This is a genomic window from Planotetraspora phitsanulokensis (assembly GCF_016863295.1).
GTDB lineage: Bacteria > Actinomycetota > Actinomycetes > Streptosporangiales > Streptosporangiaceae > Planotetraspora > Planotetraspora phitsanulokensis.
Genome location: NZ_BOOP01000030.1, coordinates 96,842 through 121,536, shown reverse-complemented (window position 1 = coordinate 121,536; position 24,695 = coordinate 96,842). Strand labels below are relative to the sequence as shown.

At 65.1% G+C, this 24,695-nt stretch carries 29 protein-coding genes; 6 read left to right on the top strand and 23 right to left on the bottom strand.

The features are described 5' to 3' along the window. Positions 1-78 precede the first annotated feature (78 nt). From Pph01_RS30350 to Pph01_RS30280, 15 genes are all read right to left on the bottom strand, one after another. Positions 79-405 (bottom strand): hypothetical protein, encoded by a 327-nt coding sequence (locus Pph01_RS30350; protein ID WP_204076588.1) that lies wholly within the window; start codon positions 403-405, stop codon positions 79-81. Further along, complete coding sequence (locus tag Pph01_RS30345; RefSeq protein WP_204076587.1) at positions 405-677, bottom strand: hypothetical protein; 273 nt, start codon at positions 675-677, stop codon at positions 405-407. The genes Pph01_RS30350 and Pph01_RS30345 overlap by 1 nt, the downstream gene beginning before the upstream one ends. Beyond that, the gene (locus tag Pph01_RS30340; RefSeq protein ID WP_204076586.1) at positions 677-1,087 is read right to left on the bottom strand and encodes a plasmid replication, integration and excision activator; all 411 of its coding nucleotides are present in this window, start codon (positions 1,085-1,087) and stop codon (positions 677-679) included. The genes Pph01_RS30345 and Pph01_RS30340 overlap by 1 nt, the downstream gene beginning before the upstream one ends. 223 nt (positions 1,088-1,310) lie before the next feature. After that, positions 1,311-1,553 (bottom strand): hypothetical protein, encoded by a 243-nt coding sequence (locus tag Pph01_RS30335; protein ID WP_204076585.1) that lies wholly within the window; start codon positions 1,551-1,553, stop codon positions 1,311-1,313. A 924-nt stretch (positions 1,554-2,477) separates the two neighbouring features. Then, a complete protein-coding gene (locus Pph01_RS30330; RefSeq protein ID WP_204076584.1) occupies positions 2,478-3,305 on the bottom strand; it encodes an integrase in 828 nt (275 codons plus the stop codon). 3 nt (positions 3,306-3,308) lie between these two features. Beyond that, on the bottom strand, positions 3,309-4,208 hold the full coding sequence (locus tag Pph01_RS30325) for a sigma factor-like helix-turn-helix DNA-binding protein (RefSeq protein WP_204076583.1): 900 nt from the start codon (positions 4,206-4,208) through the stop codon (positions 3,309-3,311). Positions 4,209-4,297: 89 nt separating this feature from the next. After that, the gene (locus Pph01_RS30320; protein WP_204076582.1) at positions 4,298-4,570 is read right to left on the bottom strand and encodes a hypothetical protein; all 273 of its coding nucleotides are present in this window, start codon (positions 4,568-4,570) and stop codon (positions 4,298-4,300) included. Then, a complete protein-coding gene (locus Pph01_RS30315) occupies positions 4,567-4,971 on the bottom strand; it encodes an ATP-binding protein (RefSeq protein WP_204076581.1) in 405 nt (134 codons plus the stop codon). Before Pph01_RS30315 ends, Pph01_RS30320 begins: the two co-directional genes overlap by 4 nt. Before the next feature lie 92 nt (positions 4,972-5,063). Next, positions 5,064-5,924 (bottom strand): helix-turn-helix domain-containing protein, encoded by an 861-nt coding sequence (locus tag Pph01_RS30310; RefSeq protein ID WP_204076580.1) that lies wholly within the window; start codon positions 5,922-5,924, stop codon positions 5,064-5,066. A gap of 107 nt (positions 5,925-6,031) precedes the next feature. Beyond that, positions 6,032-6,679 carry a DUF4276 family protein gene (locus Pph01_RS30305; RefSeq protein WP_204076579.1) on the bottom strand — a complete coding sequence of 216 codons (648 nt, stop codon included), beginning with the start codon at positions 6,677-6,679 and terminating at the stop codon, positions 6,032-6,034. Beyond that, positions 6,679-7,989, bottom strand: a complete 1,311-nt coding sequence (locus tag Pph01_RS30300) for an AAA family ATPase (RefSeq protein ID WP_373315693.1) — start codon at positions 7,987-7,989, stop codon at positions 6,679-6,681. The genes Pph01_RS30305 and Pph01_RS30300 overlap by 1 nt, the downstream gene beginning before the upstream one ends. Positions 7,990-8,632: 643 nt before the next feature. Next, entirely contained in the window at positions 8,633-9,835 is a 1,203-nt protein-coding gene (locus tag Pph01_RS30295) for a Shedu anti-phage system protein SduA domain-containing protein (RefSeq protein ID WP_204076577.1), read from the bottom strand. An 88-nt stretch (positions 9,836-9,923) separates the two neighbouring features. Beyond that, positions 9,924-10,097 carry a hypothetical protein gene (locus tag Pph01_RS30290; RefSeq protein WP_204076576.1) on the bottom strand — a complete coding sequence of 58 codons (174 nt, stop codon included), beginning with the start codon at positions 10,095-10,097 and terminating at the stop codon, positions 9,924-9,926. Positions 10,098-10,698: 601 nt separating this feature from the next. After that, on the bottom strand, positions 10,699-11,112 hold the full coding sequence (locus tag Pph01_RS30285; RefSeq protein ID WP_204076575.1) for a cupin domain-containing protein: 414 nt from the start codon (positions 11,110-11,112) through the stop codon (positions 10,699-10,701). A gap of 33 nt (positions 11,113-11,145) precedes the next feature. Beyond that, positions 11,146-11,469 (bottom strand): cupin domain-containing protein, encoded by a 324-nt coding sequence (locus Pph01_RS30280; protein ID WP_239117127.1) that lies wholly within the window; start codon positions 11,467-11,469, stop codon positions 11,146-11,148. 115 nt (positions 11,470-11,584) lie between these two features. Between Pph01_RS30280 and Pph01_RS30275 the strand changes: the two genes are divergently transcribed. Next, positions 11,585-12,055, top strand: a complete 471-nt coding sequence (locus tag Pph01_RS30275; RefSeq protein ID WP_204076644.1) for a MarR family winged helix-turn-helix transcriptional regulator — start codon at positions 11,585-11,587, stop codon at positions 12,053-12,055. A 239-nt stretch (positions 12,056-12,294) separates the two neighbouring features. Here Pph01_RS30275 and Pph01_RS30270 read toward each other — a convergent pair whose 3' ends face one another. The 3 genes from Pph01_RS30270 to Pph01_RS30260 form a co-directional block, all read right to left on the bottom strand. After that, positions 12,295-13,863, bottom strand: a complete 1,569-nt coding sequence (locus Pph01_RS30270) for a serine hydrolase domain-containing protein (RefSeq protein WP_239117126.1) — start codon at positions 13,861-13,863, stop codon at positions 12,295-12,297. Between the two features lie 1,257 nt (positions 13,864-15,120). Further along, entirely contained in the window at positions 15,121-15,381 is a 261-nt protein-coding gene (locus Pph01_RS30265) for a hypothetical protein (protein WP_204076573.1), read from the bottom strand. A 328-nt stretch (positions 15,382-15,709) separates the two neighbouring features. Beyond that, entirely contained in the window at positions 15,710-16,696 is a 987-nt protein-coding gene (locus Pph01_RS30260) for a cupin domain-containing protein (RefSeq protein ID WP_239117137.1), read from the bottom strand. Between Pph01_RS30260 and Pph01_RS30255 the strand changes: the two genes are divergently transcribed. The 3 genes from Pph01_RS30255 (at position 16,689) to Pph01_RS30245 (ending at position 19,413) form a co-directional block, all read left to right on the top strand. Then, a complete protein-coding gene (locus Pph01_RS30255) occupies positions 16,689-18,077 on the top strand; it encodes an FAD-dependent oxidoreductase (RefSeq protein ID WP_204076571.1) in 1,389 nt (462 codons plus the stop codon). The genes Pph01_RS30260 and Pph01_RS30255 overlap by 8 nt on opposite strands. A gap of 110 nt (positions 18,078-18,187) precedes the next feature. After that, the gene (locus Pph01_RS30250; RefSeq protein WP_204076570.1) at positions 18,188-18,625 is read left to right on the top strand and encodes an NUDIX hydrolase; all 438 of its coding nucleotides are present in this window, start codon (positions 18,188-18,190) and stop codon (positions 18,623-18,625) included. A 227-nt stretch (positions 18,626-18,852) separates the two neighbouring features. Then, positions 18,853-19,413: a TOPRIM nucleotidyl transferase/hydrolase domain-containing protein gene (locus Pph01_RS30245; RefSeq protein WP_239117125.1), complete on the top strand. Its 561-nt coding sequence runs from the start codon at positions 18,853-18,855 to the stop codon at positions 19,411-19,413. Positions 19,414-19,415: 2 nt separating this feature from the next. On the opposite strand, the gene Pph01_RS30240 is transcribed toward Pph01_RS30245, so the two are convergent. The 4 genes from Pph01_RS30240 to Pph01_RS30230 all read right to left on the bottom strand — a co-directional run bounded on the left by Pph01_RS30240 (position 19,416) and on the right by Pph01_RS30230 (position 21,729). Then, on the bottom strand, positions 19,416-19,808 hold the full coding sequence (locus Pph01_RS30240; RefSeq protein ID WP_239117124.1) for a hypothetical protein: 393 nt from the start codon (positions 19,806-19,808) through the stop codon (positions 19,416-19,418). A gap of 4 nt (positions 19,809-19,812) precedes the next feature. Beyond that, positions 19,813-19,974: a hypothetical protein gene (locus tag Pph01_RS42945; RefSeq protein WP_239117123.1), complete on the bottom strand. Its 162-nt coding sequence runs from the start codon at positions 19,972-19,974 to the stop codon at positions 19,813-19,815. 148 nt (positions 19,975-20,122) lie between these two features. Continuing rightward, positions 20,123-20,845 (bottom strand): hypothetical protein, encoded by a 723-nt coding sequence (locus Pph01_RS30235; protein ID WP_204076568.1) that lies wholly within the window; start codon positions 20,843-20,845, stop codon positions 20,123-20,125. Between the two features lie 212 nt (positions 20,846-21,057). After that, the gene (locus tag Pph01_RS30230; protein ID WP_204076567.1) at positions 21,058-21,729 is read right to left on the bottom strand and encodes a winged helix-turn-helix transcriptional regulator; all 672 of its coding nucleotides are present in this window, start codon (positions 21,727-21,729) and stop codon (positions 21,058-21,060) included. Positions 21,730-21,895: 166 nt separating this feature from the next. Between Pph01_RS30230 and Pph01_RS30225 the strand changes: the two genes are divergently transcribed. Both Pph01_RS30225 and Pph01_RS30220 read left to right on the top strand, forming a co-directional pair. Then, complete coding sequence (locus Pph01_RS30225; RefSeq protein WP_204076566.1) at positions 21,896-22,279, top strand: VOC family protein; 384 nt, start codon at positions 21,896-21,898, stop codon at positions 22,277-22,279. 215 nt (positions 22,280-22,494) lie between these two features. Then, positions 22,495-23,355, top strand: coding sequence for a calcium-binding protein (locus Pph01_RS30220; protein WP_204076565.1), 861 nt, complete (start codon positions 22,495-22,497; stop codon positions 23,353-23,355). Positions 23,356-23,473: 118 nt separating this feature from the next. Here Pph01_RS30220 and Pph01_RS30215 read toward each other — a convergent pair whose 3' ends face one another. After that, complete coding sequence (locus Pph01_RS30215) at positions 23,474-24,538, bottom strand: hypothetical protein (RefSeq protein WP_204076564.1); 1,065 nt, start codon at positions 24,536-24,538, stop codon at positions 23,474-23,476. Positions 24,539-24,695: the final 157 nt, after the last annotated feature.

The following is a 24,695-nucleotide window of genomic DNA, read 5'->3' as shown; positions in this document are numbered from 1 at the left end:
GTACTCCTCTCGAACATTGCTGTGTGCGGGAGACCTGGGGGCCGCCGGAATGCCAGTTCCAGCGGCCCCACCTGCATGTCAGGCCGCCACCTCGTCGCCAGGGGCGTCGAAGCGTGCGGGGGTAGCCGGCTGCTGGGTGTGCAGTCGCTCGCAGTCGGCCAGATAGCGCGCGGCAGCGTTGAAGATCTGCCGGGCGACGTCGAGATCCTTCGTAGTGACCGGACCGGCCCCAGTGGTCGAGACCGACACCCGCGCCTCGTTGGAATCCAGGCCCAGGTACGGCCGGCCGGTGTTCAGCACCGAGGCACTCGCTCGAAGGTCGGGCGTGTGGAACGAGACCCCGATGTGTGGAGCCTCGCCCGGCTGGATCGACATCGTGACGTGGGTGTAGGGGGCGAGGGTCATCAGGCAGCCACCCCGCGGCCGTCCGGCAGCCCGTGAAAGGCCCGCTCGACCGACCGGGCGAACGTGGCCGCCTCACGAGCCAGGCACCGGGCGAACTCCACGTCAGCCGCCGTCACCTCGTCGGCCGCCGACGTGGTCACCAGCACCTGAACCGAGCCGAAGCGCAGCTCCAGCACCGGAGTCCGCACCGGGTAGGAATGGTTCTCCGCCACCGCGCCCGAGCTGCTGTTCAGGTTGATCACGCTCGCTGGGCGAGCCTTGGACCGGCCCATCACGCCGCGTCCTTCGCAGCCGAGCGGGAACCGCCTGAGCGGGGAGCACGCATCTCGCGCACCCGGATCGAGTAAGCCAACCGCCCCGACTGGTTGACGTAGGGCGTGACGCTGACCCCGTCGAACTCGACCGGCGTGAACGGCAGCCCCGCCATCGGTGCCGGGGGAGCCGGCTGAACCGGAGCCAGGATCTTCACCGCCACCGTCTTCTGGGCCGGCTTGAGCGTCGGGTCCGCGTCCATCACCGCGACCTGCCAGACGAGCTCTCTGGTCTGCTTGTCTCGCGCCTGGACGAACCGCCCGTTGGTCGAGGCATCGAAGTCCTTGACCTGCTCGACCTCCCCCACGACGTAGCAGCCGTGCGGAAAGACCATGTCGAAGGTCACCGGAATCGGTCCCTGTAGTGCCATGTCACTCCTCCCTCCTGTCGACCCCCCTAGACACTCCGGTTTGAAGCGATACTAACTGTCTAGGGGGCTATGCAACACCACCATAGCTACGCCCATCGATGTTGTCTAGGGGGGTGTACGCCAATCGTCGATCGCGACCGGTTGCTTCACGCGCAGATCGGATTGGGGGTGCTTCGCGTCCGGCAGTGACAGGGGTTTGGCAACGGGGAAACGCGACAAGCCTCTAGAAAATGATCTTTACCAGCTGGTCGCTGCCTTCCTTGTCGCGCAACACGATCTGCTTTCCGTTTCGTAGCTCGCTATCGATGAACTCGTAGATCATCAACGCTCGGTTAACAAGATCAACCTTCTTCAGTCCTGTGCGCCGCTGAAGCTCATCCAAGGCCTGAGCTGATTCCGGGACCAAGGCCGCATTGATGCGCTCCACCGCTGGTTGATCCTTCTTCTCACGTGCTCCATCAGCCATGACTCAGTCTCGCCTCTCATGTCAGCGGGTACCTCGACAGACCATCATGCCAGCTCACGTGTGTGTTGGCCACCGAGTAGACACCGAATCTGTGTGGATTTGGTTGCGATACCTGTCGCTCCGTGTAGCATCTTGTCGCGGCAGCGCCGCTCGGGCGTTGCCGAGACGGGTCAGTGCGACTGGCCCCCGTTCCCAACAGAAAGGGGTGGAGGTATTGAACATCGGTCCGTCGCCTTAATAGGTGTGCGCGTGCCTTGATGCACGCGAGTCGACGTCAACCACCGTCGCTCAATCAATGTTGAAGGGGCACTCGGGCTACAAATCCCAATTCCCTCGGGATCAATACCCGAAGGAGCAGAAGTGCTCCCGAAATCCGACCCTTGGAGTGGTGGGGCATAGGCCACTCCGATATGGAGTCGGACCCGTGGTTGCCCTTGAGATGACAGGCCCGCAAAGTATGCGGGCCGCTTCTTCAAGGGGGGAAGGAAGAAGCGGCCCTATGGCTGCACTACAAGGAGATGCAGACAGAACTCTATCTCCGGAAGATGTACAGGGACCCGACGAACCAAGCCGTCGCTTCTCTACGGTGACCTTCCAGAAGGAGGATCTAAGAGTGGAGGTAGCCGTGCCTCCCTCTCAGACTCGGCACCTTCTTGAAGTCATCGTAGATATTTCCTGTATAGGGGGGATCGTGTCGGGGCCTCTGGTGACATTCAAAGCGGCATCCGGGTTTCAACCCTGGGTGGTAATTTCAGTGGCCATTTGCCAACTAGGCGCACTTGCTGGCGCCACGCTAGGGATGCACAAGAAGACCGGCCGACCCAAACGCTAGTACACGCAATTCCCGGTGGCCGCCCCTTTAGAGGGGCGGCCATTTTATTGTTTAGCGATTTCCTATAAACCGATGCATCATTCCGGGCTTTCTCATCGAAAGTATGTCCGGCAAAATACAGCAGTAGAGTCGTCGTGGGTCTTGCTCCGTCGCCATCGTTCGCCGTGCGGGTCTGACTGCTCGGCGGCACGGACTTGGCGGATCAGTTCGGCTGGGCCGTCCTGGGCGAGGGTATCCAGGAGTTGCCGCCAGGTGACGAGGTGGTAGCGGTCGACGGCGTCGGATGCTCCGTCTGAGAGAAGCGCGGCGGCATACACAGAGTCAGCGGGGACGGAGCCGGTGAGCGCCTGGTCGGCGGCGAGGGGATCAGTAGCGGCAACCCAGAATCCGCCGTCGCGGTTGCGGTAGTCGGCCAGGCCTTCCACGTACCCGCGTAGCGCTGTGGCGTGCTCGGGGGTGCCACCGAATAGGGCGTCGAGCCGGGTGCGGCGAGGTGCAGCAACCCGATCCAGCCGGTCGTCGCGCACCACCATCGGTTCCGCCGTACCGGTGTCGAGGATGAGCGTGGAGTCGCCGAGGACGAGCCAGTCGAGTTGGTCGCCGGCTTGCCGGAGCATGACGACGGTGGCCGAGGGAGATCCGCCGTGAGAAAGGTCGCAGGTGAAGTCGTGAAGTGAGGTCACGTGCTTGATGCCCTTGGCGAGCAGTTCGGGCAGAGGGCCGGCGCTTTGGGTCATCTCGGTGAGCAGGGTGGAGCCGAGGGTGTGGGAGTACCAGCGCACGCTGTGCGTGCAGCCGGATTCGATCCCGGGCGGGACGCTGGCACCGTCGAGGAGGACGACCGCGTCCGGTGTGGCGCCGATGAAGTCCTCATTGGGCCGGCCCGCGTAGGCGGGTTCGCTCGCGAAGGTGACGCGCACGGCTCAGGTCTCCTCGTGCCGGTAGAGCGGGCTGGCCAGTTCCGCCCGCACTGGTTCCCCGGTCGCAGGGTCGTATTCGACGGCGACGACGCAGGAGAACCGCTTGTCGTCGACCTGGCCCCACAGGGTGGCGATCTCGTTCGTGAGGAAGTGGACGACGCCGAGGGAGCCGTTGGGGCGGATACCGGCGATGGCGAGGAACGAACCGTTGCCGTCTGGGCGAGGGAGTCGGCCGAGGAATGCCGAGTCGGTGGGCTGCCGGGGGTCGGTCTGGGTGCCGGAGCGGAACACCTGCTGTGTCCGGGTGTCAATGAGCATCCAACCCTTGTCATCGCGGTCCCAGCGGATGACCGGATCGATGTCGTAGGCCGCTCGCATGGCGTCGGACATGCGGGGGCCGCAGATGACGAGCAGGCCGTCCCGGTTGAGATCGATCCGGCCGTCAACGGTGACGTTGTCGGTGGCGACGTTCAGGCCGAAGCTGCGAGCGAGGTCTTCCAGGCGCTTGCCGGATCGCATGTCGTCCAAGGCGACCATGGAACGGCCGGTTTCGGCGTCGTGTCGCAGCGGCGTGACGACGGTGACCATCCCGGTACCGAGGAACGCGCCTTCCGGGGCGGGGCCGGTGTGGCGGATCTGATGGATACGTCCGCGGGAAAGGCCGGCCTTTTCGGCGATCTGCGCATACGACATGCCCTGAGCGTGGAGTTCTTGAATGACGCGGCGACGGAGCCGGGCCAGTTCGGTGACTTCTTGCTGTGCGGCGTTGAGTCGTTCGGTGGCGACCCGGAGCAGCCGGTAAGGGTCATCGATCGCGGCAATGCGGTCCAGGTCGCTCGGTGGCACGTTTCCTCCTTGGTGGTGCTCGACCGAGTCTAGGCCCCTAGACGAAATGCCGTCCATCCCCCTTGACGGTACGGTTTTAAGGGGTTTGCCGCTTTTTGGGTCCACGGCCCGGATCGCAGAACGGCGGTTCGGCACGCCCCGCGGACTCATCGTGCCATCCCGACGAGGACGGCCGCCCACAGTTGTCGTACCTGCCAGATCGGCATCCGATGCGTCTCGGTGACGGTGATCGTGTCGCCCTGGACGGTGCGGCGGATGAAGCCGAGCCCGCCCAATTCACACAGCTCATAGATCAGAGCCTTGCAGTCACACGTCCACGCCACCACTCGGCATCGGACGTCGCCCCGAGGATCAAGCCAGGTCAGCCGCACGTATCCCGACTGCGGCACCGGCACGTGCGGGGCCAGGCAGTCGGTCACTCCGCGGTGACCAGTGCCGGCGCTGTGGACAGGACGGCCCAGACGGTGCGGCCATGCTCGTCCCCGCACACGCCCCACTGCGCCGCCAGGGTGGAGACCAGTAGCAGGCCCCGGCCGCCTTCATCATCGGAATCTGTCGAGAGCTGCGGAGAGTGTGGGCCGCCCTCGTCGAGGACGCCGAGCCATAGCCCGTTGGACGCTACCCGGATGGTCACCATGAAGCGGCCTCCGAACCGGCCACTTGCCGAGTGCCGTACGGCGTTGGTGGCTAGTTCGCTCACGACGAGTTCCGCCGCCTCCAGACACGGCCAGTCGCGCAGGAAGCCGGTAACGAACCGGCGGGCTTCGGTCACCGAGGCAGGGGAGCCGAGGAAGAAGCGGGACATGCGCCAGGCCGGCATGGGCAGCTCCGATGTCTAGGGGGCTATACATCCACATGCTCAGCGTATGAGTCACCCTAGAAGGCGTTCAAGCTATTCCACGTATAAATGCGTCAGACGTCGAGCTTAGTTGCCAGCTCCCTGAAGTCGGCCGCGATCTCACCGAGGAGATCCCGCAGCTCATCGCCGTACACGGCCGCGGCAGCGAACGCGTCGAAGGTCTCCATGTGCATGGTGATGTCGCCAGGGTCGAGGTGAGTCACATCGCCCGTGAGCGCCTCTACAACGCTGGTCGTCCCGTCATAGATCGTGAATCCGTGCAACGGGAAACCCGGAGCCGGCACCGTCCAGGGCACCACACCAAGCCGGACATGGGGCAGCGTCGACACCTGGACCAACCTGTCGAGCTGGGCCAGCATCAACGATGGAGATCCCGGCCAAGTCCGTACCGCACCCTCGGTTAGCACGAACGCGAACTCACGGCCGGCATCGAACAGAACCGCCTGAGCACTCACCCGCGAGGCCGCCGCACTTGCCGCGTCATCCTCGTCGACATCTCGGCCGACCACCAAGGCAAGCCGCGCGTACTCGGCTGTTTGGAGGAGGGCCGGGATCATCGCCGGCTGAAACGACACCACACGTTGAGCCGAGCGAACCCGCGCAGCATCAGCCGCCTCGCGTCCGGCGAGCCCATCCTTGAGGCGCGCCACCTCGTCGCGAAGGCGCAGGAGCAGCGCATCCAGTCGGCCGTGGTCCGTGTCGTTGAGCCCAAGTGCGACACAAAGCCGATCAACAGTTTCCGGAGTCGGAAGAAGCTGCCCAGTCTCTATCCGCGAGATCGATGGCTGAGCCACCCCTGCACGCTGCGCAAGCTCCTTACCTGTCAGCCCGGCGTCCTTGCGTAACTGCCGAAACAGCTCACCTAGCGCCCGCAGTCGATCTCGACGATCCTCCACAATATGCTTTCTTATCATGTTGGGATGCCACGTCCATCGACAGATAGTCGAATCGTCGGTGACAAGTCCTTGAGAACTCCTTCGAGCCTGCTTAGCGTGCACGAACAAGCATCGGACTGAGATGCTCAGGCAACTTCTCGAGATGTGCAGCTACCACCCTGATAGAGGGCATCTCCAGTCACTGCAAGGAATCTGCGGAAACTCCTGCTATTCCTAGCCATCTCCGCGATATTTGCATGATGTAGAATCTTCGGGGCGTCCTTAGTTTTATCGTAGGCCTGATTGTTCATTGCATCGTTAAGTAGCCGGTGAGGCTTGTCGATCTTATCTGCCCTGCCCGGCTCTACCACTCTCGATATGCGCTCGAAATGCGGGAATCGCGATCTCTGCTTTATAAATGCAGAGGGACATGAGATAAGCCAGTTCTCGAAGGTTCGATCTTTTAAGACAACTCTCACCGATACGCTAAAATTCGGTGCGATGGCGTTTTCGATTGCTCTCGCGCGTGCGGATGCTGAGTGATTCTGTTGTTCACGGTCAAGTAAAATAACGACCATGTCAGCGCCTTTGGCGATCGCAAGGCGAACTCGATCACGGAGCGCTTGTACGAGCACCGGTATGGGGGCGCATGGGTCGGCTGTGGCTCGGAGGGGCCGCAAGAACTGCTTACCGGTCCTCTGGCCAAGTTGTGTGTATAGCTTAGGTAGTCCTGCGATCTCCGATTCGCCTTCAACTACGATACCGACTTTTAACGGCTTCTTTCTTGCGACCATTACACCGACCCCTCATCAGCGCCAGGGATCGCCTGAGCGATTAGCCCGCTGTCGTACAGCTCGAAAACGTCGAAGCCCTTCTCGTAGTAAAGCCCTCTAACCTCAGGGCTGGTCGTTAGCAACGGCCGCAATTTAGAACGACCTTGGGTTCGCCACATCAAGAAGACTTCTTCCGGGCGTACAAGCTTGAGCAAGATCGGAGAGTGCGTGGTGAGGACTATCTGCTTGTTTAGTAGCGACCTGCATGTCTCCAAGAAACGACGAAGAACCCAAGGGTGGACAGCATTTTCTGGTTCTTCTATCAAAATAAGTGGAGGCCGGGAGTCGTGTAGGAGTACTAGTAGGGCCAGTGCTTGAATCGTTCCATCGGATACTTCATGAGAGGACCAAGGGCGACCACGATTGGTCTCATTGAATTGAAGTATGAGACCGCGTTCGGCGCTTGGCTCTGTGGTGATGGTGACAAGATCCGGAAGCAGTTGGCGCATCCCAGCAAGTATGCTTTGCCATACGCTTGGCTGTTGTCTGCTGATTCGGGCAACTACCGCTGGGAGGTTCCCGCCGTGGCTGTCCAAGGTGGCGTTTGGTGTGAGAACTGCTGGTTGCCGTGAAGAATCAGGGCTCAATCGATAGGCTCGTATCAAGCCCATTCTGATCTGATATTCGCGCACTACGGGCGCCAAACGGAAGATTTCGAAAAGGCTTTGCCCGAGCCCGGCGGAGTCCTCGGATATGCTGTTTAGGTATTTTGTTATATTCCCCAACGCGGCTACTGCTACATCGGAGACATCTTGTCGTTCATGACTAAGATAAGATGCGGTTACTTCTATAGATGATCCAGCCGACCCGGCTTTAACATGTAGGAGTAGTATCCACTCTCCGAGCAGGTACGCAGAGAGTTCCAGGCTCTCGGCCTCTACGATGTAATCGAGGCCGGTTGCGGATGGTGCAGCCTTCAAGACGAAGTGGTGTTCCAGTTCCAGATCCACCTCGCCATATTCCTCCTGAAGCTTCTTTCGTGCGTATCCGATGTTTCGTATCTCGGACAGCTTAAGCAGTGCCTTTGCTGTATATTTCACACCAATGGTCGTGCGGCGCTTATCGCGGAAGCTGATGGCGTCCATCCCGCCTGCGCGGCCAACTGCAAATTCGAAGCCGAACCGATAAACCTCGCCCAGGAATGCCAGAGCATCTACGAGGTTACTCTTCCCCGAACCGTTTGGACCGGTTATGACACTGAATGGCTCCAGTTCCATCGATACGTCATAGAGTGATTTGAATCGACTAACGCGTAGCGAGGTGATTTGCATTCTTCCTTCGCCTCCAAGTTCACTTTGGATGGAAGAATGTGGTCCAACCCTGGTATTGGACAAGAACGTGCATCCTACTCAGAGGCATGCGGATTGGCCAGAAGCTAAGCCGATGGCTCAGAAGCTGAGATGCAACTGTTAGAACGTGTCGCCGGAGGCATCGCCATGCATCCACTCTGGTGTGATCTGCTACAACCCATTTACGGCGACGTGCCCAGTTCGGCATATTTCGGTCGTCTTCAAAGTCGTGTAAGTGCTCGACTGTTGCCGAATTGGGCTAGTAGGAATCAAGGGCGGCGCTCCGCGCCGCCTCGCGGCCCTGCGCCCGCTCGGCGGCCGGGCATGCGGCCTGGGGGCCGGTCCCGGCCGCCAGCAGCTCGGGCCGCGCCGAAGCGCGAGCGTTGACCGATCCGAGAGGCCGGCACCTGGTCAAACCGCCGCAGTCATGCCGCACGACGATCGCCACGGGGTGTCCGAGGTCGTGTCGTGGTCGGGGGCGATCGAAGAGCCAGGGTTCGTTCCTCACCCTGGCTCACCGAGCCGGACGCTTGATCACCGTTGCCTCATTCCAGGTGAACAGGACATGGGGCGGCCCCTCGGCCTGGGATCTCGCTGAATACCGCCACGACGCAGCCACTATGTCTCAGAGGTCCCCGAGGGAGCGTCTGGCGTTGTCGATGAGTTCCTTGTACGTGATGACCTCAACACGGTTCACGTGAGTGTTGAACGTCCGAAGCGCTTCGTTGATCTCCCGCTCTGGCACGCTCGGCTGGACAGTTGGATGGCCGATCAAAACGACGGCGCTTGCTCGCCGTGTCTCGATGCCGAAGTCTTCGAAGATCTGCTGACGGTTCTCATCTAGCCCGACGAGGTAGTTGACTGCTTGGCCGACGGCATCGTGCACCTCAGCAGTAGGCACCCAGGCTCCGCGATGTCGTTTCACCAGAGAACCCTTCATGCTCATGGCCCGCTTTAACTCGACGATGTGAAGACTTCCATCGCCGCGGATCAGAGGAATGTCTACCTCGTCACCCGACACCAACCTGCGCTGCGCAGCTTCCCCGACGAAACGCCCACCGAAGATCCAGTGCTGCCCTTCCAACGCCCGTTGTAGGTCCAGCTCGGTGGCGGTCCTGTCCTCCACCACTTTGCGCAGGCTTGCCAGGCGGGCCGAGCGCTGCTGAAGTTGGGATGCCCGGAGGATCATCTGACCATCTGAATCAGCGGCTAGGAGAGCCCATGCCTCTGGTGACGCGGCAATCCGTTGAGCGGCTTCCTCCGGGTCTTCGATATCGACCCGCTCCTGGAGCACACGCTCCAGCCACACCATCGTCTCCCTCCGGCCACGGAAGAGCGAGTATCGCCCTGGCCGATCTGCTGGTGCTACGAGATACCGAGCGTCATGGCTGAGCGAGTTGATATGGGCCAGCAGATCATCCACATCTGCACCGGGGTGTTCGTCCAGGAACTCGCGCCCCGCCTCGGCGACGTACTTGAAATTGATCTCAAGCGTGTTCGCCACAAACCGCCGCAGCCGTTGATTGCGTATGCCGTCTTGAAAAAGTCGGTATCTCTCGTCGAACTCCGGTTGCAAGATCCGTTCCTGGGCGTAATCCAGGGAGTCCTGCAGCAGCCGCACAACCTCCCACTCGCCGACCGAGGCTGCGCGCCCGCGCGCCTCTGTCAAGAGTTGCACGAGCGTCTTCCCGCCCCTGCGGTGGCCGCCGCGTCCAGTTCGCATGTGCTGGAGCACGGAGGTGACCGCTCGCTTCACCTCGTCGCTCGCCGCCTGCTTGTGAACGTACTCAAGCTGCAGGTCCAATGAGAAGTCTGATCTAACGCCCATGGGCTGAAGTGTGACCGGTAGGTGTGACAATTCCTTGCGAGGGTTCCAGGCAGGTTACCGACGCCGTCCAGGCACGCTAGAGGTCGTCCTAACGATCGCGGAAACTCATGTCCCGGATGTTCGCGAGGAACAGGCCCAGGTTGGGGAGGCCCTCGAATTCCTTCCGGGCAAGGTAGTCGGCGGCCATGTGACGGATGGACTCATCCGGCGTCGGCAACACCCCCGCCTCGGCGCAGACCTCCTCGTTCTGCTCCCGCGACATCCCTCGGGGGGAAGCGGCGCCCCAGCTCCCGACATGGCTGAGATGGACCTGATCATCCCGTCTTCCTCGACCCAGGCATGCCAGCAGGCCAAGTCCTCCGGCTCAAGCCCGTCTGTGACGGTTGGCATCTCACGGCCGAGGAACGGCGACCGGCGAACGGACAGGCGAAGACGGGCTTGCCCCTCCGTCGCCGGCTCGCTGCCGCTTCGCGGTGGGTCGAGGCAGACGGATGATCAGGCAGGGGGAGGCGCGCGCGGCGCTAGCTCGAACGCTGCCCGGGTTGCAGTTTGGGTTGCAGTTCACCGTCGTACAGCCTCGTCCTAGGCGAACCAGCTACCCCTGTTGGTCCAGGTGGGACTGATCGGGACGGCCATGTGCCGAGCTGCTAATGCGGTTTGGGTTCGCGCCCATCGGGAGTTCAAATCTCCCAGCCTCCGCCAGATCAAAGCCCCTTTCCCGTTGATCAGGGAAGGGGCTTTTCTGATCTTCAAAGGCGCTCTGGTTGCAGTTCGGCACGATCGGTCCAGCGGACGAAAGTGCTCACTCACCAGCGGGCTGCCAGACACCGAATCCGCCCGATCAGCCGACCCGGTGACTCCCGTCAGCGGACCCAGGGCGGGACGAGCCGGTCGGTTCCCTTGGGGGCGAGGTCGCACGCGTCAGGTGCGGAGACGCCGCCCGGGTTGTAGACCTCGATGCCGGCGGGCGCGGTCACGATGGCGCTGAAGCCCTCCTCGTCGCCGGTCACCCGGCGGGCGATGCCCGGCGGCGTGACGACGGTGTCTCCCGCCCGTACGGCGAAGGTCTCGCCGCCGAGTTCGACGGTCGCTGCGCCGGTGAGGAAGGTCCACACCTGCTCGCCGTCGCAGGCGTGGTAGGGGCCGCTGTTGCCGGCCGGCATGTCGACGCGCCACACGGCCTGGGTGGCGCCCCCTTGGGTGGGCGAGGCGAGGGTGGTCATGACGCCGTTGGGAGTGGTGCTCCTGCGACTGTCGGCGGAACGGATGAAAGGCATGCGTGACTCCTTGGAGCAGTGAGGTGATGAGGGTCAGGCGATCCAGGGCGGCACGCCGTGGACGGTGCCGTCGGGCAGGAGGGCCGTGGCCCCGCCGGCTGCGGTGACGACGGCGGTGAAGCCCTCCTCGGCGCCCGCCGTGACGCGGCGCGGGGTGGCGGGCGGCATGACCACGGTGTCGCCGGGCGCGATCGTGAAGGTCTCGCCGCCGAGTTCGACGGTGGCGGTGCCGGTGAGGAAGGTCCACACCTGCTCGGTGTCGAAATCATGCAGCGGCCCGCTCGTCGCGGGGGTCGCCTCAACGCGCCACACGGCCCGCGCGGCGCCGCCCTGGGTGGGCGAGGCGAGGGTGGTCATGACCCCAGCGGGGGTCTCGGATCGGCGGCACTGGGCATGGCGGATGACAGGCATCGTCGGCGTCTCCTAAGGTAGACAACGTAGTTGTCCGTAATAGTGAACCTGGTTGTCTATCGTGTCAATCGACCCGCCCGGTTTCGAGCTGCCACTGCGGCTCTTTCTGGGGTTCCGCGTCCTCATCGACGACCTGCACGCGGAGCTCGCGCGGCAGGGACATCCGCATGCCCGGCCGATGCACGGCTTCGCCATGCAGGCGATCGGCGTGAACGGCACGACCGCAGTCGAGCTGGGCCGTACGCTCGGCGTGTCCAAGCAGGCGGCGGGCAAGACGATCGAGACGCTGGAGCGCCTGGGCTACGTGGAGCGCGCGCGGGATCCCCACGACACGCGGCGCAAGATCGTACGGCTGACGCCGTCCGGGGTGGACATGCTGGTGTGCTCGGCCCGGATCTTCGACGAGTTGCGGGCGCGCTGGGCCGTCGTCATCGGCGAGGAGCGGCTCAGGGAGCTGGAGGCCGACCTGCGCAAGGTGACGCCGCCGGACGTCTTCCGCCTCGACGTGCCCGGCTGGTTCGGCACCTCCTGACCCCTCCCGCGGCTGTCGCCGTCAGCCGCACGTGTCCATCAACCTGTTGAGAACACTGGTCCTGCGGAGATGTCGGTGCGTGCGGCGAAGTGGGGGCTATATCGACTTCGGCTCGGCGTACAGGCCTGTGGACCGGCCAGGCCGAACTCAGCGAGCTCGGCCTGGCCCACTTCGCGCTCTGCCTGGTGCGCGGCCGGAAGGAGCTCACCCGCCAGGCGTACGGGTGTGGTCCTGGCTGTCTACCGAGCCGGCTCGGCCGCGTCGGCCGGCCCGGTCTGCCCGCCGCCGAACACCTCCTGGACGAGCCGCTGCGTCGCCTGCTGGAACGCCGCCCCCATGGACAGGTCGGCGTCGTCGACATAGTTCAGCGTGGCGGTCAGGGTCTTGCCGCCGTCGGGGGTGCTGTACATCAGCGCCGCGTGGCCCGCGGCGCCGCCGTTGTGGGTGATGACGGTGGCGCCGCCCGGCGCCTCCTGCACGAACACGCCCAGGCCGTAGCCGGCCTTCGATTCTGGCGTGCACATCTCGGCCAGCAGCGCATCCGGCAGCAGCTTGCCGCCCACCAGCGCGGAGATGAACGTGTGCAGGTCCCGGGTGGTCGAGATCATGTCACCGCCGCTGGAGATCCACGAGGGGTTGTGGCGGGTGACGTCGACCGTCTGGGTCTGGCCGTCCTCCTCGTAGCGGTAGTAGGCGTGGGCGTGCGGCTCGGGGATGTCCGTCTCGGTGGTCGGCTGTATGGTGCCCGACAGGCCGAGCGGCCCCAGGATCAGCCGCTGCATCTCCTCGGCGACCCGGCGGCCGGTGACCTTCTCGATCAGCAGCCGGGCCAGCACGTAGTTGGTGTTGGCGTAGCTCCAGTCGGTGCCCGGCTCGAACCTCGCCGGCTTGGACAGCGCCAGCCGGACCAGCTCTTCTGGCCGGTAGGTCGTGAACCGGCCCTCCACCCACTCCTTGCCCGCGGGGGTGGCGGGGATCCCCGGCACGAACGTCCCGTCGGGGTCGAAATCGCCGGTGAAGTTGAACACCCCGCTGGTGTGCTGCAGCAGCATCCGCACCGTGATCCGCTCGTCCAGCCCGAATTCGGGCAGGTAGCCGGCCACCGGCTCGTCCAGCCCGATCCTGCCCTCGGCCACCAGTTGCAGGACCACGGTGGCGGTGAAGGTCTTGGTGTTGCTGCCGATCCGGACGTGTCCGTCCGTCGGCGGTGCTTCGGTCCCGCCGAGCTCGCCCACCCCGGCGCTGCCGACCCACTCGCCCCGCTCGTCGTGCACGCGCAGCGTCACCCCGACGAAACCGGAACCGACCATCTCCTGGATGACCTGCTGCAACTCCGGCCGATCCGGCCCGGAAGCGGCTGGCGACACGGCCACACCGCTGTCCGCTCCGGTCGCCCCGGGCGTGGCCAAAGCGGCGTCGAGGGCCTCAGTGATCTTGCGAGCCATCTCCGCCATGGTGGGGTTGGGTTCGCCCTTCTGGGGCCGGGTGGCTGCTTCGATGGCGACGATGACGGTGCGGCGGAAGTTGTCGGCCTCTGCCGGAGCCTGCTTGCTGAGCAGGCTCATGGCCGCCGTCAGAGCCGGCAGCACCTGGTCGGCCAGCGCGGCAACGGTCTTACCGTTCAAGCCCTTGGGCGCCTTGGCGAGCACGTGCCCGACCAGGCCGGTCGCGGAGGTCAGGGCGATGGAACCCTCGGTGGCGGCCTTGTGAGCCGAGCCCGCGGCACCGGCGGCGGCCATCAACGAGACCGCGCCCCACGCGGCGGTCCGCAGGGTGAGCTGGTCCTGCTCGGAAAGGGTGATGGACATGACTGCATGCTCCTTAGAACCAATGATGGAAATTCACTTGGAACGGACCGATGAGGGAATGCGGTCCTGCTGGTGCCCGAGGTAGCCGGATTGCTCAGGTCGGGTGGCCCGAGGAGATCGCACCCGGCCTTGGGGCGGCAGTCGCTGAACTGTTCATGGCATTCACCATCGCCGACCGCTCTGATACCGGGTCGTCGCCGTCCTGACGCGGCCGCTGACATGGCAGCGCATGCCGTGGCGGTGATACCGGTGACGGCGAACGGCACGATCATGCCGGGCCGGAGTCAGCTCGTGATCGGGGAGATCCACTCGGTGAGCTGGATCGCGACGCCGTTGGGGTCGGGGAGCCGCATCATCAGCTCCCCCACGGCTCCCGCCGGAGCGGATGATGGTGCAGCCTTCACTGCGCCACCGTCGAGCTCCATCAGGACCCGGGTCAGCGACAGTCAGGGATACAGCGGAAGAGACGATGTCACGTCACAGCACCACACAAGGACATATCCCCACTCACCTCCCAACGGGCGTGTTCTTCGGACGGATCAAGCCTCACGCCGGGCAGTGCTGAGGATCAACGGCGACTATCGCAACGGTCGTTAACCCCCGGGTTGACGGGTCTCAGCCGGGCAGTGGTCCCAGCTCACGCACCACGCGGGCGAGGGCGCGGATCATGTCCGTCTCCGCATCGCCGCGCCACACCATCCCGTACGGCATGCTCCGGTTCCGGGGTGATCGCCCCGCTCAAATCACCATCTGGCCCGTAAATGGCTGAGGTAGGAGCCTGATCACCCCGCCCACCATCGACCCGGGACAAGCCGAGCGGGCCGAGGCAAAGGGCTGGCCGGCATGAGCATGAGGGCGCCGTTTTCCCATAGAAGCCAGGCGCCCTTCGTTCTATAAGTCAACAAGCTCCAACGACAAAGAGCTGGCCACAGGGACGATCTTGGCGACTGCTTGGAACGGCGGAAAGTCCTGTGCGTGCATTAGGGCTGCGATGGATCGGTGGAGGAGCTGTTTGGTGAGCTGCTTCCGGTAGCACCGCGGGGGCGAACAAGGGAAGCACAGCGCGGAATGGAGGAGTCGGGGAATTTTGGGGCAAATGGCCATGGAAACCGCTGGTAAACAATGACAACGCCCGCCCTCCTGGCCGAAGTAAGGAGGGCGGGCGTTGGATGATCCCGCAAAGGATATCCCTGCGGACTCGGCGTATCGATAGAAAGCAGGGCAACCCAAAGATGAGGCGGCGTTAGCGCTTGTCGTTTAGAAACCCGCTGCCGCCGCGTTGTCTTCCGCTTCTGATGCCGCGTCCGTCGCCTTCCCTACGGCTTTCTCCGTATTCGTGGGCTCCTTTTGCAGCTGTGGGACGTACTTTGCCACGATGGGGTTGTTCTGGGCAGCCATCTTTAGCGCCCCGTCCGCCACAGGGTTGCCCTGGGCGGAAGCAGAAGCAGCAGACGCCGCCGCAATCGATAGGAACGTCGCCGAGACGGCAATGAAGCCCATGCGTGTGAAGTTTCGCATCGCTGACCTTTCTAGACGTAGCTGGTTACTCATCATCAGCGATACCCAGCCGCTTTTGTCGAATACTCCGACTCACCCATATATGGCCGCCTTTCTGTTTCAAGATGACCATGAGTTGAGGATGTCCGAATTGTCGTGCGAAGAGGGTAAAGCCCACCCGGCTGGACCAAACGAAGCGGCGCGTTCGCCTGCACCGGCTTGTCCTCGATGGCAAGTGAACTACGACTCATGACGCCCTCCTCTCGCTGACCTAGTCGCTGACCATGGCGCGGATGTCGTGGTCGGAGACGGAGGCCGCCTGGACGCGGATGGGTCGGGTGAGGACTTGTCAGGAGAAACGTTGGATGTTGCGGCGGAAACGGGCCGGGGTGGAACCAGTGGCCTGGCGGAAGGCCCGGTTGAACGCCGATTCCGAGCCGTACCCCACCCCGGCCGCGACCGCGGCGACGGTGAGGTCGGTCTCGATGAGGCGCTCGGCCGCGATCATCATCCGGACCTGCGTGACGAAATCGCCCGCTGTCAGTCCCGTGGACCGCGAGAAGTTGCGGGCGAGCGTGGCTCGCGACATGGTCGCCACCTCAGCCAGTCGCGCGACCGTCCAGTCATTGCCGGGATCTTGCAGCACCGCCTCGATGACCAGTCGGAGTCGCGGATCGTCGGCGGCGGTCCACGCGGGCGCTCCGACGAACCGACTCGGCGATGCCCGCAGCACCATGGCGAGCAGCGCGTTGCACAGGGACGAAAGGATCGCCCTGGTGCCGAGCCCGTCATGGCGCGCTTCCTGCCGCATGACAACGCTGAGCATCCGCACGATCTCGTCGGCTTGCCCGAATGACACCTGCAACGGGTCGGGCAGACTCCGGAACAGCATGGCCCCCGCGCCCGAGCCGAACGTGTAATAGCCGCAGAGCAGATCCATGACGATCTCCCCCGTCTGGCTACGCATGATCGAAAAGGCCTCGCCCGGCTCCTCAACGGCGTCCTGGCCGCCTCCACCGGCCGTCCGGACGCGGTGGGCCTGGCCGCCAGGCAGCAACACGACGTCGCCCGCCGTCAGCTCGATGTGCCGACCTGAAACCTCGATCGTGCATGCGCCGTCGAGCAGTACGTGGAAGACCGCCTTGCCCGTGCCGTACGCGGGCACGTCCATCGTCGTCTCGCCGGCGAAGAGGCAACGCTTGTCCAGGTGCGCCTGCAGCCTCGCCAGGCGGACGATCTCACTGATCCAGTCCATGATGAGACGCTCGCGAAGAAAAGTGAGACGAAACAGCCTTACGCGCTCATCGTAGGTGTCCAAGACTGATGCCATGACCACGCCCAACCACGTTCTCCACGCCGATGTCCTGGTCATCGGCTTCGGCAAGGGCGGCAAGACCGTGGCTGCCGCGATGGGCCGCCGTGGCCGGAACGTCGTCCTCGTGGAGCAGTCGGACCGCATGTACGGAGGCACCTGCCCCAACGTCGGATGCGTTCCGACGAAAGCGCTCGTGCACCACTCCGGCAAGCGCCGTGGCGACGACTCTCCGCAGGAGTGGTACGAGCGCGCAGTCGGCAACGTCCAGGCGCTCACCACGCTCTTCCGCGGCGGCAACTACGACGCGATGAACGACGCCGACACCATCACGGTCGTCACTGGCCGGGCCGCGTTCGTCGACTCGCACACTGTGGTCGTCGGAACAGGCGAGGACCGGCTCACCGTCACCGCCGAGAGCATTCTGATCAACACCGGCTCCGAGCCGATCGTCCCGGATATTCCCGGCATGCGCGCCAGCAAGCGGGTCGTGACCAGCGCCGACCTCATCCAGACGGTGGAGCTGCCGGAGCGGCTCGTGGTCATCGGTGGCGGGTACCTCGGCATCGAGTTCGCCTCCATATACCGTCGCTTCGGCTCACAGGTCACCGTGCTCGAATCAGCCCCCAAGATCCTCGGCCGGCTGGATGACGACGTCGCCGCCGTGGCTGAGGGCATCCTCATGGGCGAGGGAATAGAGATCGTCACCGGCGTGCGGGTCACCGAGGTGCGCGACGGCGAGAGCGCCACGACCGTCGTCTCCGAAGAGAACGGCAGGCGGCAGACCGTCGAGGCCGACGCCGTGCTCGCTGCAACCGGACGCGCGCCGGCGATCCGTGATCTCGGGCTCGAGGCCGCCGGTGTCCGCACGACCGACCGCGGCGCGATCGCGGTCGACGAGCACCTGCGGACGAGCCGGCCGCACATCTTCGCCCTCGGCGACGTCAACGGCGGGCCGCAGTTCACCTACGTCTCCCTCGACGACAGCCGCATCGTGATAGATCAGCTCGTCGGGGAGGGTCGCCGCTCGACGGCGGACCGGGTGGCGATCCCCAACACCCTCTTCATGACCCCGCCGCTGGCGACCGTGGGCATCACGGAGAGGCAGGCTCGCGAGACGGGCCGCAGGGTGAAGATCGCCAGCGAGCTGGTGGCCGACATCGTGGCCATGCCTCGTGCATACGTCGTCGAGGAGACGCGCGGTGTCATGAAATTCGTGATCGATGCCGAGACGGACGAGATTCTCGGGGCGGCGCTGCTGAGCATCGACGCGCAGGAACTGATCAACACGGTCGCGCTTGCCATGCGGCACGGCATCAAGGCGGCCGAACTGCGCGACGGCGTTTACACCCATCCCAGCTCCACGGAGGCGTTCAACGAGGTGCTCGGCACCATCGTGCGCTGAGGACCGCCCACTTCGGCGGACGCCTTGCTCGACGAGGAGCGTCCCAGCCGCGGACGGTTCGGGCCGTCGCTAGGATCACGCCTCCGCATGTCCAGAGGCAGGAGGGTGCCATGCGGGACACGATCACCCGCGACAAAGCGCTGTGCTACATCGTCCGAGACGGGCGACTCCTCGTCTTCCGCCACCTGGACTACAGCTACGAAGAAGTCGGCATACAAGTACCCGGGGGCACGGTCAAACCCGGAGAGGACCCCCGAGAGGCCGCACTACGCGAAGCACGAGAGGAAACCGGTCTCGCAGACTTCACTGTCGTTCGTAAGCTCGGAGTGGCTCACTACGACATCACTCCATACCGCCCTGAGATCCAACGCCGGCATTTCTTCCAACTCGCTCTCCACCAGGAGACCCCTGACCGGTGGAAGAGCAACGAGGACCAGGATGGGCTCGGAGAGCCCATCCGCTTCGAGTGCTTCTGGATCCCGCTCGAACACGGACACGTACTGCAGTCAGGTCAAGGTGCTCTCCTGGCGAACCTGATCGATCAATAACGCGCTCGGACTCGTCGGCCCGCCTGCTGGGAGGACCCGCACTGGCCCGGTCACCGCTACCAAGTCACCACCCCGCACGAATTCATCCCTTGTCGTACTGCTCAAGATCCGGGACATGTGCGGAATGACCTTGCCGCGTGGTCTGCGGCTGGTGACCTTCACGCATAAAAGGAGATGAACCTCTCCGGGCTCGATGCAAGGCTGGGCCCGTGAGTGACACGCACACCGTGGTCCTCGTCGAGGGAGCCAGCGATAAGTCGGCCATCGAAGCGTTGGCCGAGCGCCGTGGCCGGAACCTGGCGGCCGAAGGCATCTCCCTGGTGGCGATGGGCGGTGCCACGAACATCGGGACGTATGTCGGCAGGTTCGGCCCTGCCGGACGCAATCTCCGGCTGGCCGGTCTGTGCGACGTCGGAGAGGAAGGCGACTTCCGGAGGGCTCTCGAGCGCGCCGGCTTCGGCTCCAGTCTCAGCCGAAGTGATCTGGAGGCGCTCGGATTCTTCGTGTGCGTCGCCGACCTGGAAGACGAGCTGATCCGCGCCCTCGGCACCACCACGGTTGAGCGCGTTGTCGATGCCGAGGGCGAGCTCAGTTCATTTCGCACGCTCCAGAAGCAACCCGCATGGCGTGGAGGCGCCACCCACGCCCAGCTGCGCCGGTTCATGGGAGCAGGCAGTGGCCGCAAGATCCGCTACGCCGGTCCGCTCGTCGCGGCACTCGATCTCGATCGCGTGCCGCGGCCGCTGGATCTGCTCCTGGCCCACCTGTCGGGCAGTCGGAGATGGTGACCTCAGGCACGTCGCCAGGCAAGCAGCCCTTCCGGTGCGTCGGCCTGGACGAAACCCGCACCCACGAGTTCCCCTCGGAGGGGCTCCCACAGGGGACGATAGGCGTAGCCCACGATCTCTTCTTCGTCGATCACCTTGTCATCCTGTGTGATCCGGTAAAGGTAGCGGGCCTTGAACGCCTCTTCGTCCGACTCGAGAATCTCGGACGACACCGTGTAGGTGTGCCGGCCGACCTGGCGCGCGTCCAACTCCTGTAGCGGACACGGCTTCGGGGGGCCGCCGTCGCTCCAGGTGAAGACCAGCAGACCGCCGGGTTCCAGCTGTTCCGCCAGGACCGGCCAGAGCCGCCGGCGGTAGTCGGGTTCCAGGGCGTACATCACGTTGATCATCACCATGGCCTCAACCGGCTCGTCCAGATCGACGCAGGCCGGTGCCCGCGCCGATCTCCAGGATGCTTCGGTGTACCCCGGCAAGGACCGGCGGCAGCTTCTCACGGATGCCTGGCACGTGCCCGTTTTCGTGAAGCAGGTCATAGTGGGGAAGAGAGATGAAGTCGGCCATGGGGGGCCACGCTAGTTCAGACGAAGGCCGCGGAAGGCCGTCCCTCCACCGGAAGGGTCGCGGCCAATCACGCCGGCCCCCGCGTCACCAGCCCGTCCCGCTCCAGCCCCCGCAGGGAAAACTGCTTCCGCCGATCGGCCTTCCATGGTCAGGGCCGCACCAGGACGTCGAGCAGGGTCTGCACCCCGCCGAAGATCCCCACAAAGGCGACGATGGAGATCAGCCAGTTGAGACAGATGGCCATCAAGAAGCCTCGGCCGCCGCCCATCCGGCCAGGGTCGGGTCCCTGAGGTCCGAGCCCGCGCCACACCGCACGGGGCTCGGAGAACAGGAACATGATGGCGCCGATCTCACCGATCGTGAAAAGCCAGAACCACGCCCATCGATTGCCCAGGCGGGGCCGCGCCGTACCGATCATGATCACGAACGTGGCGATCCATGCCACCTTGACCAGCAGGTTCGCGGTCGGCTCGGGAACCTGGAACGGCCAGTTGGGAAACGGTCCCAGCGTGTTGTCATGGCCGGAAACCCAGCGCACCACCGGACGCGGATCCACCGTGTCGAGCTCGACCGTCAGGTCAGGCCTCATGGGGGTCGGCCGCGTCAGCTCTTGCGCCCGGTACCAGAGCAGAGGGCCCGTGGACCAGCGCCAACCGCGCACGTGATTGTCGTCGCCCTCGTAGAGGACGTATGTGACCTGTTTCGCGCGCAGCGCCGCCTGGAAGTCCGCGGCGGAACGCTCCCGAGGATTCGCGCTGAGAACTGTGAGAAGGCCACCCCACAGCAGCACGACCAGGAGGATCACCCGCACCCACAAGCCCGCGATCCGATACGGCTCCCGCAGGACCGACGTCTCCTGGTGCGGGCGCATGGCTTCCCCTGTCATGTCATTTCGCGGGGAACGGCAGGCATTCTGCGTGAAACGGGCACGGGCTGATTATCAGGCCGTTGACCGGCGTGAAGAAGGGGCATTTCACGAGCACCCTCGTGAAGGGGAGATATCGCCCGCAGCGCCCCCATGCGGTGATCGCCGTCAGGCGATGGCGCGCTCGCTGCCGTCGGTACGGACGACGTCGTGCCGCCTCAGCAGGCCCCCTGCGACGCGGCGGAGGCCTGGTCGGCGACCGACCGCAGGAGCAGGGACAACGCCCGAAGGTCCCCCGTGGCGTCGACGCTTCCCCCGGTCACGGCGGCGTCGAGCCCGGCCGGGTCGTCGAGGAGGTCGTTGAACGTCTTCGGATCGGCACGGAGTGACGCGTCCGCCTGGGCGGGCTCACCGGGCGTCACGTCCACGCGGCCACCGGCCGCCCTGACCGTCCACACGTTGCCGGAGAGTTCGAGACGGATGACGGCGGGCGCCGACGCGGGGTCGGGTCGTCCCGCGCTCCGCAGGTACAGCAGCACGGACGTGGCGCTGAGGGTCGTCGGGCCGGGCGGGAACGGGACGCGGACCCCCCAGACGCCCAGCGCGAGGATCGCGGGCTCGAGTTCCCGGCCCCGTTCGCTGAGTTCGTACACCTGGGAGCCCGCCGGGGGTGGCAGCCGACGGCGCATGATCACGCCGTGGCCCTCGAGCTCGCGGAGGCGGTCGGCGACGATGTTCGAGCTCGCCCCGGGCAGGGCGCGGCGCAGGTCGGAGAACCGCTGCGGCCCGAGCAGGAGTTCCCGCACGACCAGCAGGGCCCACCGTTCCCCGACGACGTCGAGGGCACGGGCTATCCCGCAGGCGTCCCCGTAGCTGCGGCTCGTCGGCATGCCCACCCCTTTCGTGGTTTCACCGTACAACCAGATAGTGGTTATTAACAATCATCGCTGCTACGTTGGGGACATCCGGCCGGACCGGAACCCGGAGCAGGCAAGCAGGGGACGGGACGGCGAAGCACAGTCGGCGCCGGGTCGACCGGCGCGGAAGGGACGGACCATGGGACAGCCCGTCGTGCACTTCGAGATCATCGGCACCGACCCGGCGAAGCTCCGCGGCTACTACGGCGAACTGTTCGGGTGGGAGTTCGACACGAGCGGCCCCGTCGCCGCAGAAGTCTCCGAGCAGGGCGAATACGGGTTCGTCGAGCAGCGGCAGACCGATGGGCCCGGGATCCCCGGCGGCGTCGGCGGCGGCTCGGGGTACGGCGCGCACACCGTCTTCTACGTCGGCGTCCCCGACGTGGAGGCGGCGCTGCGGAAGGCGGAGAGCCTGGGAGGGACGCGCACGATGGGCCCGTCCCGAGCCCCGGGAACCGGACTCGTGGTCGGGCACTTCACCGATCCCGAAGGCAACCTGATCGGTGTGGCCGGCCCGGCCTAGCGGATCGGGTCAGGACGACGCCGAAACGAGCGCCCGCCGATGCGGGCTTCCACGCGTTCGCGTCCTTCACCTGAAGGCTCGCCACGCTCGGTCGTCCTGACGCGGGCGTTGGCCGAGTGTTCATCTCACTTTCCCGCGCCGACGGAGAACCAGGGGCACGCGGCGGGAGTCACATGTTGTGAAGGATCCGCCAAAGCCCACAGGGAGGTTACGGAATGCCCTCTCACCTCGTCAGCCGCCGGGTGCTCCGCGCCGCATCGGCGCTGACGCTGGCTCTCGGCACGGGGCTCGCCGTCCCGGTCGCCCTGGCCGGCACGGCCGGTGCCGCGACGCAGCCGGCCACCGCCGCGGTCGGCGACAACGGTCTTCGACTCTTCTACACGGCGGCCGCCGGCCAGACCAACAAGGTGACCGTCACGGAGTCGTTCACCAGCGGCTACACGGACATCGTCTATGTGATCGACGACGTCGTCCCGATCCAGGCGGGAACCGGCTGCGGCTACCCCACCAGTGCGGACCGCACCCAGGTCTCCTGCAAGGTCGCCACCCTGGACAGCCAGGACCCGTACTCCACCATGAAGATGGACCTTCGCGACGGCAACGACACCGTCGCCTTACGCAACACCACCGGCCAGGTCTACTACTTCAACATGATCTATCTCGGCACCGGCAAGGACCGGCTGACCGTCACCGGCAGGGTCGACGGCAACCAGGTCTGGGGCCAGGCGGGCGACGACACCATCGCGGCGGGCGAGGCCTCGATGGTCTTCGCCGGTGACGGAAACGACACGGTCTACGCCAGCGGCAACTACACCCGCGTGGAAGGCGGCAAGGGCAACGACGTGCTCCGCGGCGGTACCGGCGGCCAGATCCTGTACGGCAACGACGGCAACGACAGGATCTACGGCGGGATCGGCAACGACCTCCTGTACGGAGGCAAGGGCAACGACCTCGTGTACGGCAACAGCGGCAACGACAAGCTGTACGGGAACAGCGGCAACGACAGGTTGTACGGCGGGCCCGGCAAGGACGGGCTCTCCGGCGGTCCCGGCAGGAACGTCCTCCGTCAGAACTGACAGGTGGTGCTCGTCAGAACCTCGAGCCTCGCCAGGGCGAAGCCCCTTCCCCGCGAATCGGGGAAGGGGCTTTTCCGATCTTCGAGTCAGGCGTCCGCACTGCTCAGGCCTCCTGTGATCAGCCGCGGGTCGCGGTCAGCGGCGCGCCGATCTGGATGTCGAAGTACGCGACGAGGTCGTCTCCGTCGACGGCGCCCCGGCTCGCGTCGATGATCACAATCGTCCCGGCCACGATGCCGGTGAAGCCGGTGCCGGTCCGCCGTGACTGTTCGATCCGTTCGGTGACCGGCCCGCGAACCGCCTCGGTGAGAAAGGTGAGCCCGTGCGGGAACTCCTGGCTGAGCGGATGCGTCTGCCGTCCCGACTCGATCAGGCTGCCGATGCCGAACTGGGCCGAGACGATCTGATCACCGTGGAGGCCGACCCGGAAGTAGCCGTTCGACTGGGGACGGTTGCAGTTCTGCTGGGGCGGATAGGCGCAGTCGTAGCCACCCGCGCGAAGGTCGTCCACGGCGGAGCTCATCGTGGTCGCGTAGTGCTCGGCGCCGAACGGCCAGCGCCGTACGGAGGCGTCCCTGGCGGTGACGATCAGTCCGTTGATCCCCGAATAGTCGTAGTCCGCGTGCGCGTCCCGCCATCCAGCGTGAGGTATCCCGTCGCTGAACCGCCCCTCGTGGTCCTGGAGGTCGCGAACGAAGTCGTCGATCTCCTGCCGTACGCGGTCGCCGGAGTCGGGCCAGATCCCGGTCAGCGCCGGTGCCGCGGTGGCGGGGACCTGTTCCCACTCCTCACGGTCCGCCGACGACTGGGGAGGCGGAAACCACGCCCAGGCGAGCTGATCGTCGTGGTCGAGCAGGAACTGCGCCTCCTGCGAATGGGCCGTGTCCGTCTCGTCGCGACGAGCGATCCTGCACCACAGCGCACGGCCGTCCGCATTGGCTCTGACCTGCGCGCAGAACCAACCGGCCTCCCGCAACGGCCGTGTGACGGCGCCGGCTGGGCCGTCGGTCGGGGCCGGCTTGGCCGATGAGTCCTCATCCGCCGGGCCGTGGTCGTAGACGCCGGCGGGCGGCAACGACGGCGGCTCGGCCGAACCGGTGCAGCCTGTCAGTGCGAGAGAGCTGAGCACCAGGATCGTCGAGACGGTGACGGTCGTTCGGCGGATCAGTCGAAAGCGGCGCATAAGGGAGTGGAGCGGACGGGGCATGGGATTCATCGAAGCCACATGACCGGCGCTTCGGCAAATCCGGCCCGGGCACGTGCGAAGCGCCGACGCCGGGGACCACGGCCGACACCCGCAATGGCAGGCCGGCAGGCCCGCTCTCACGAAATAGAGGGAA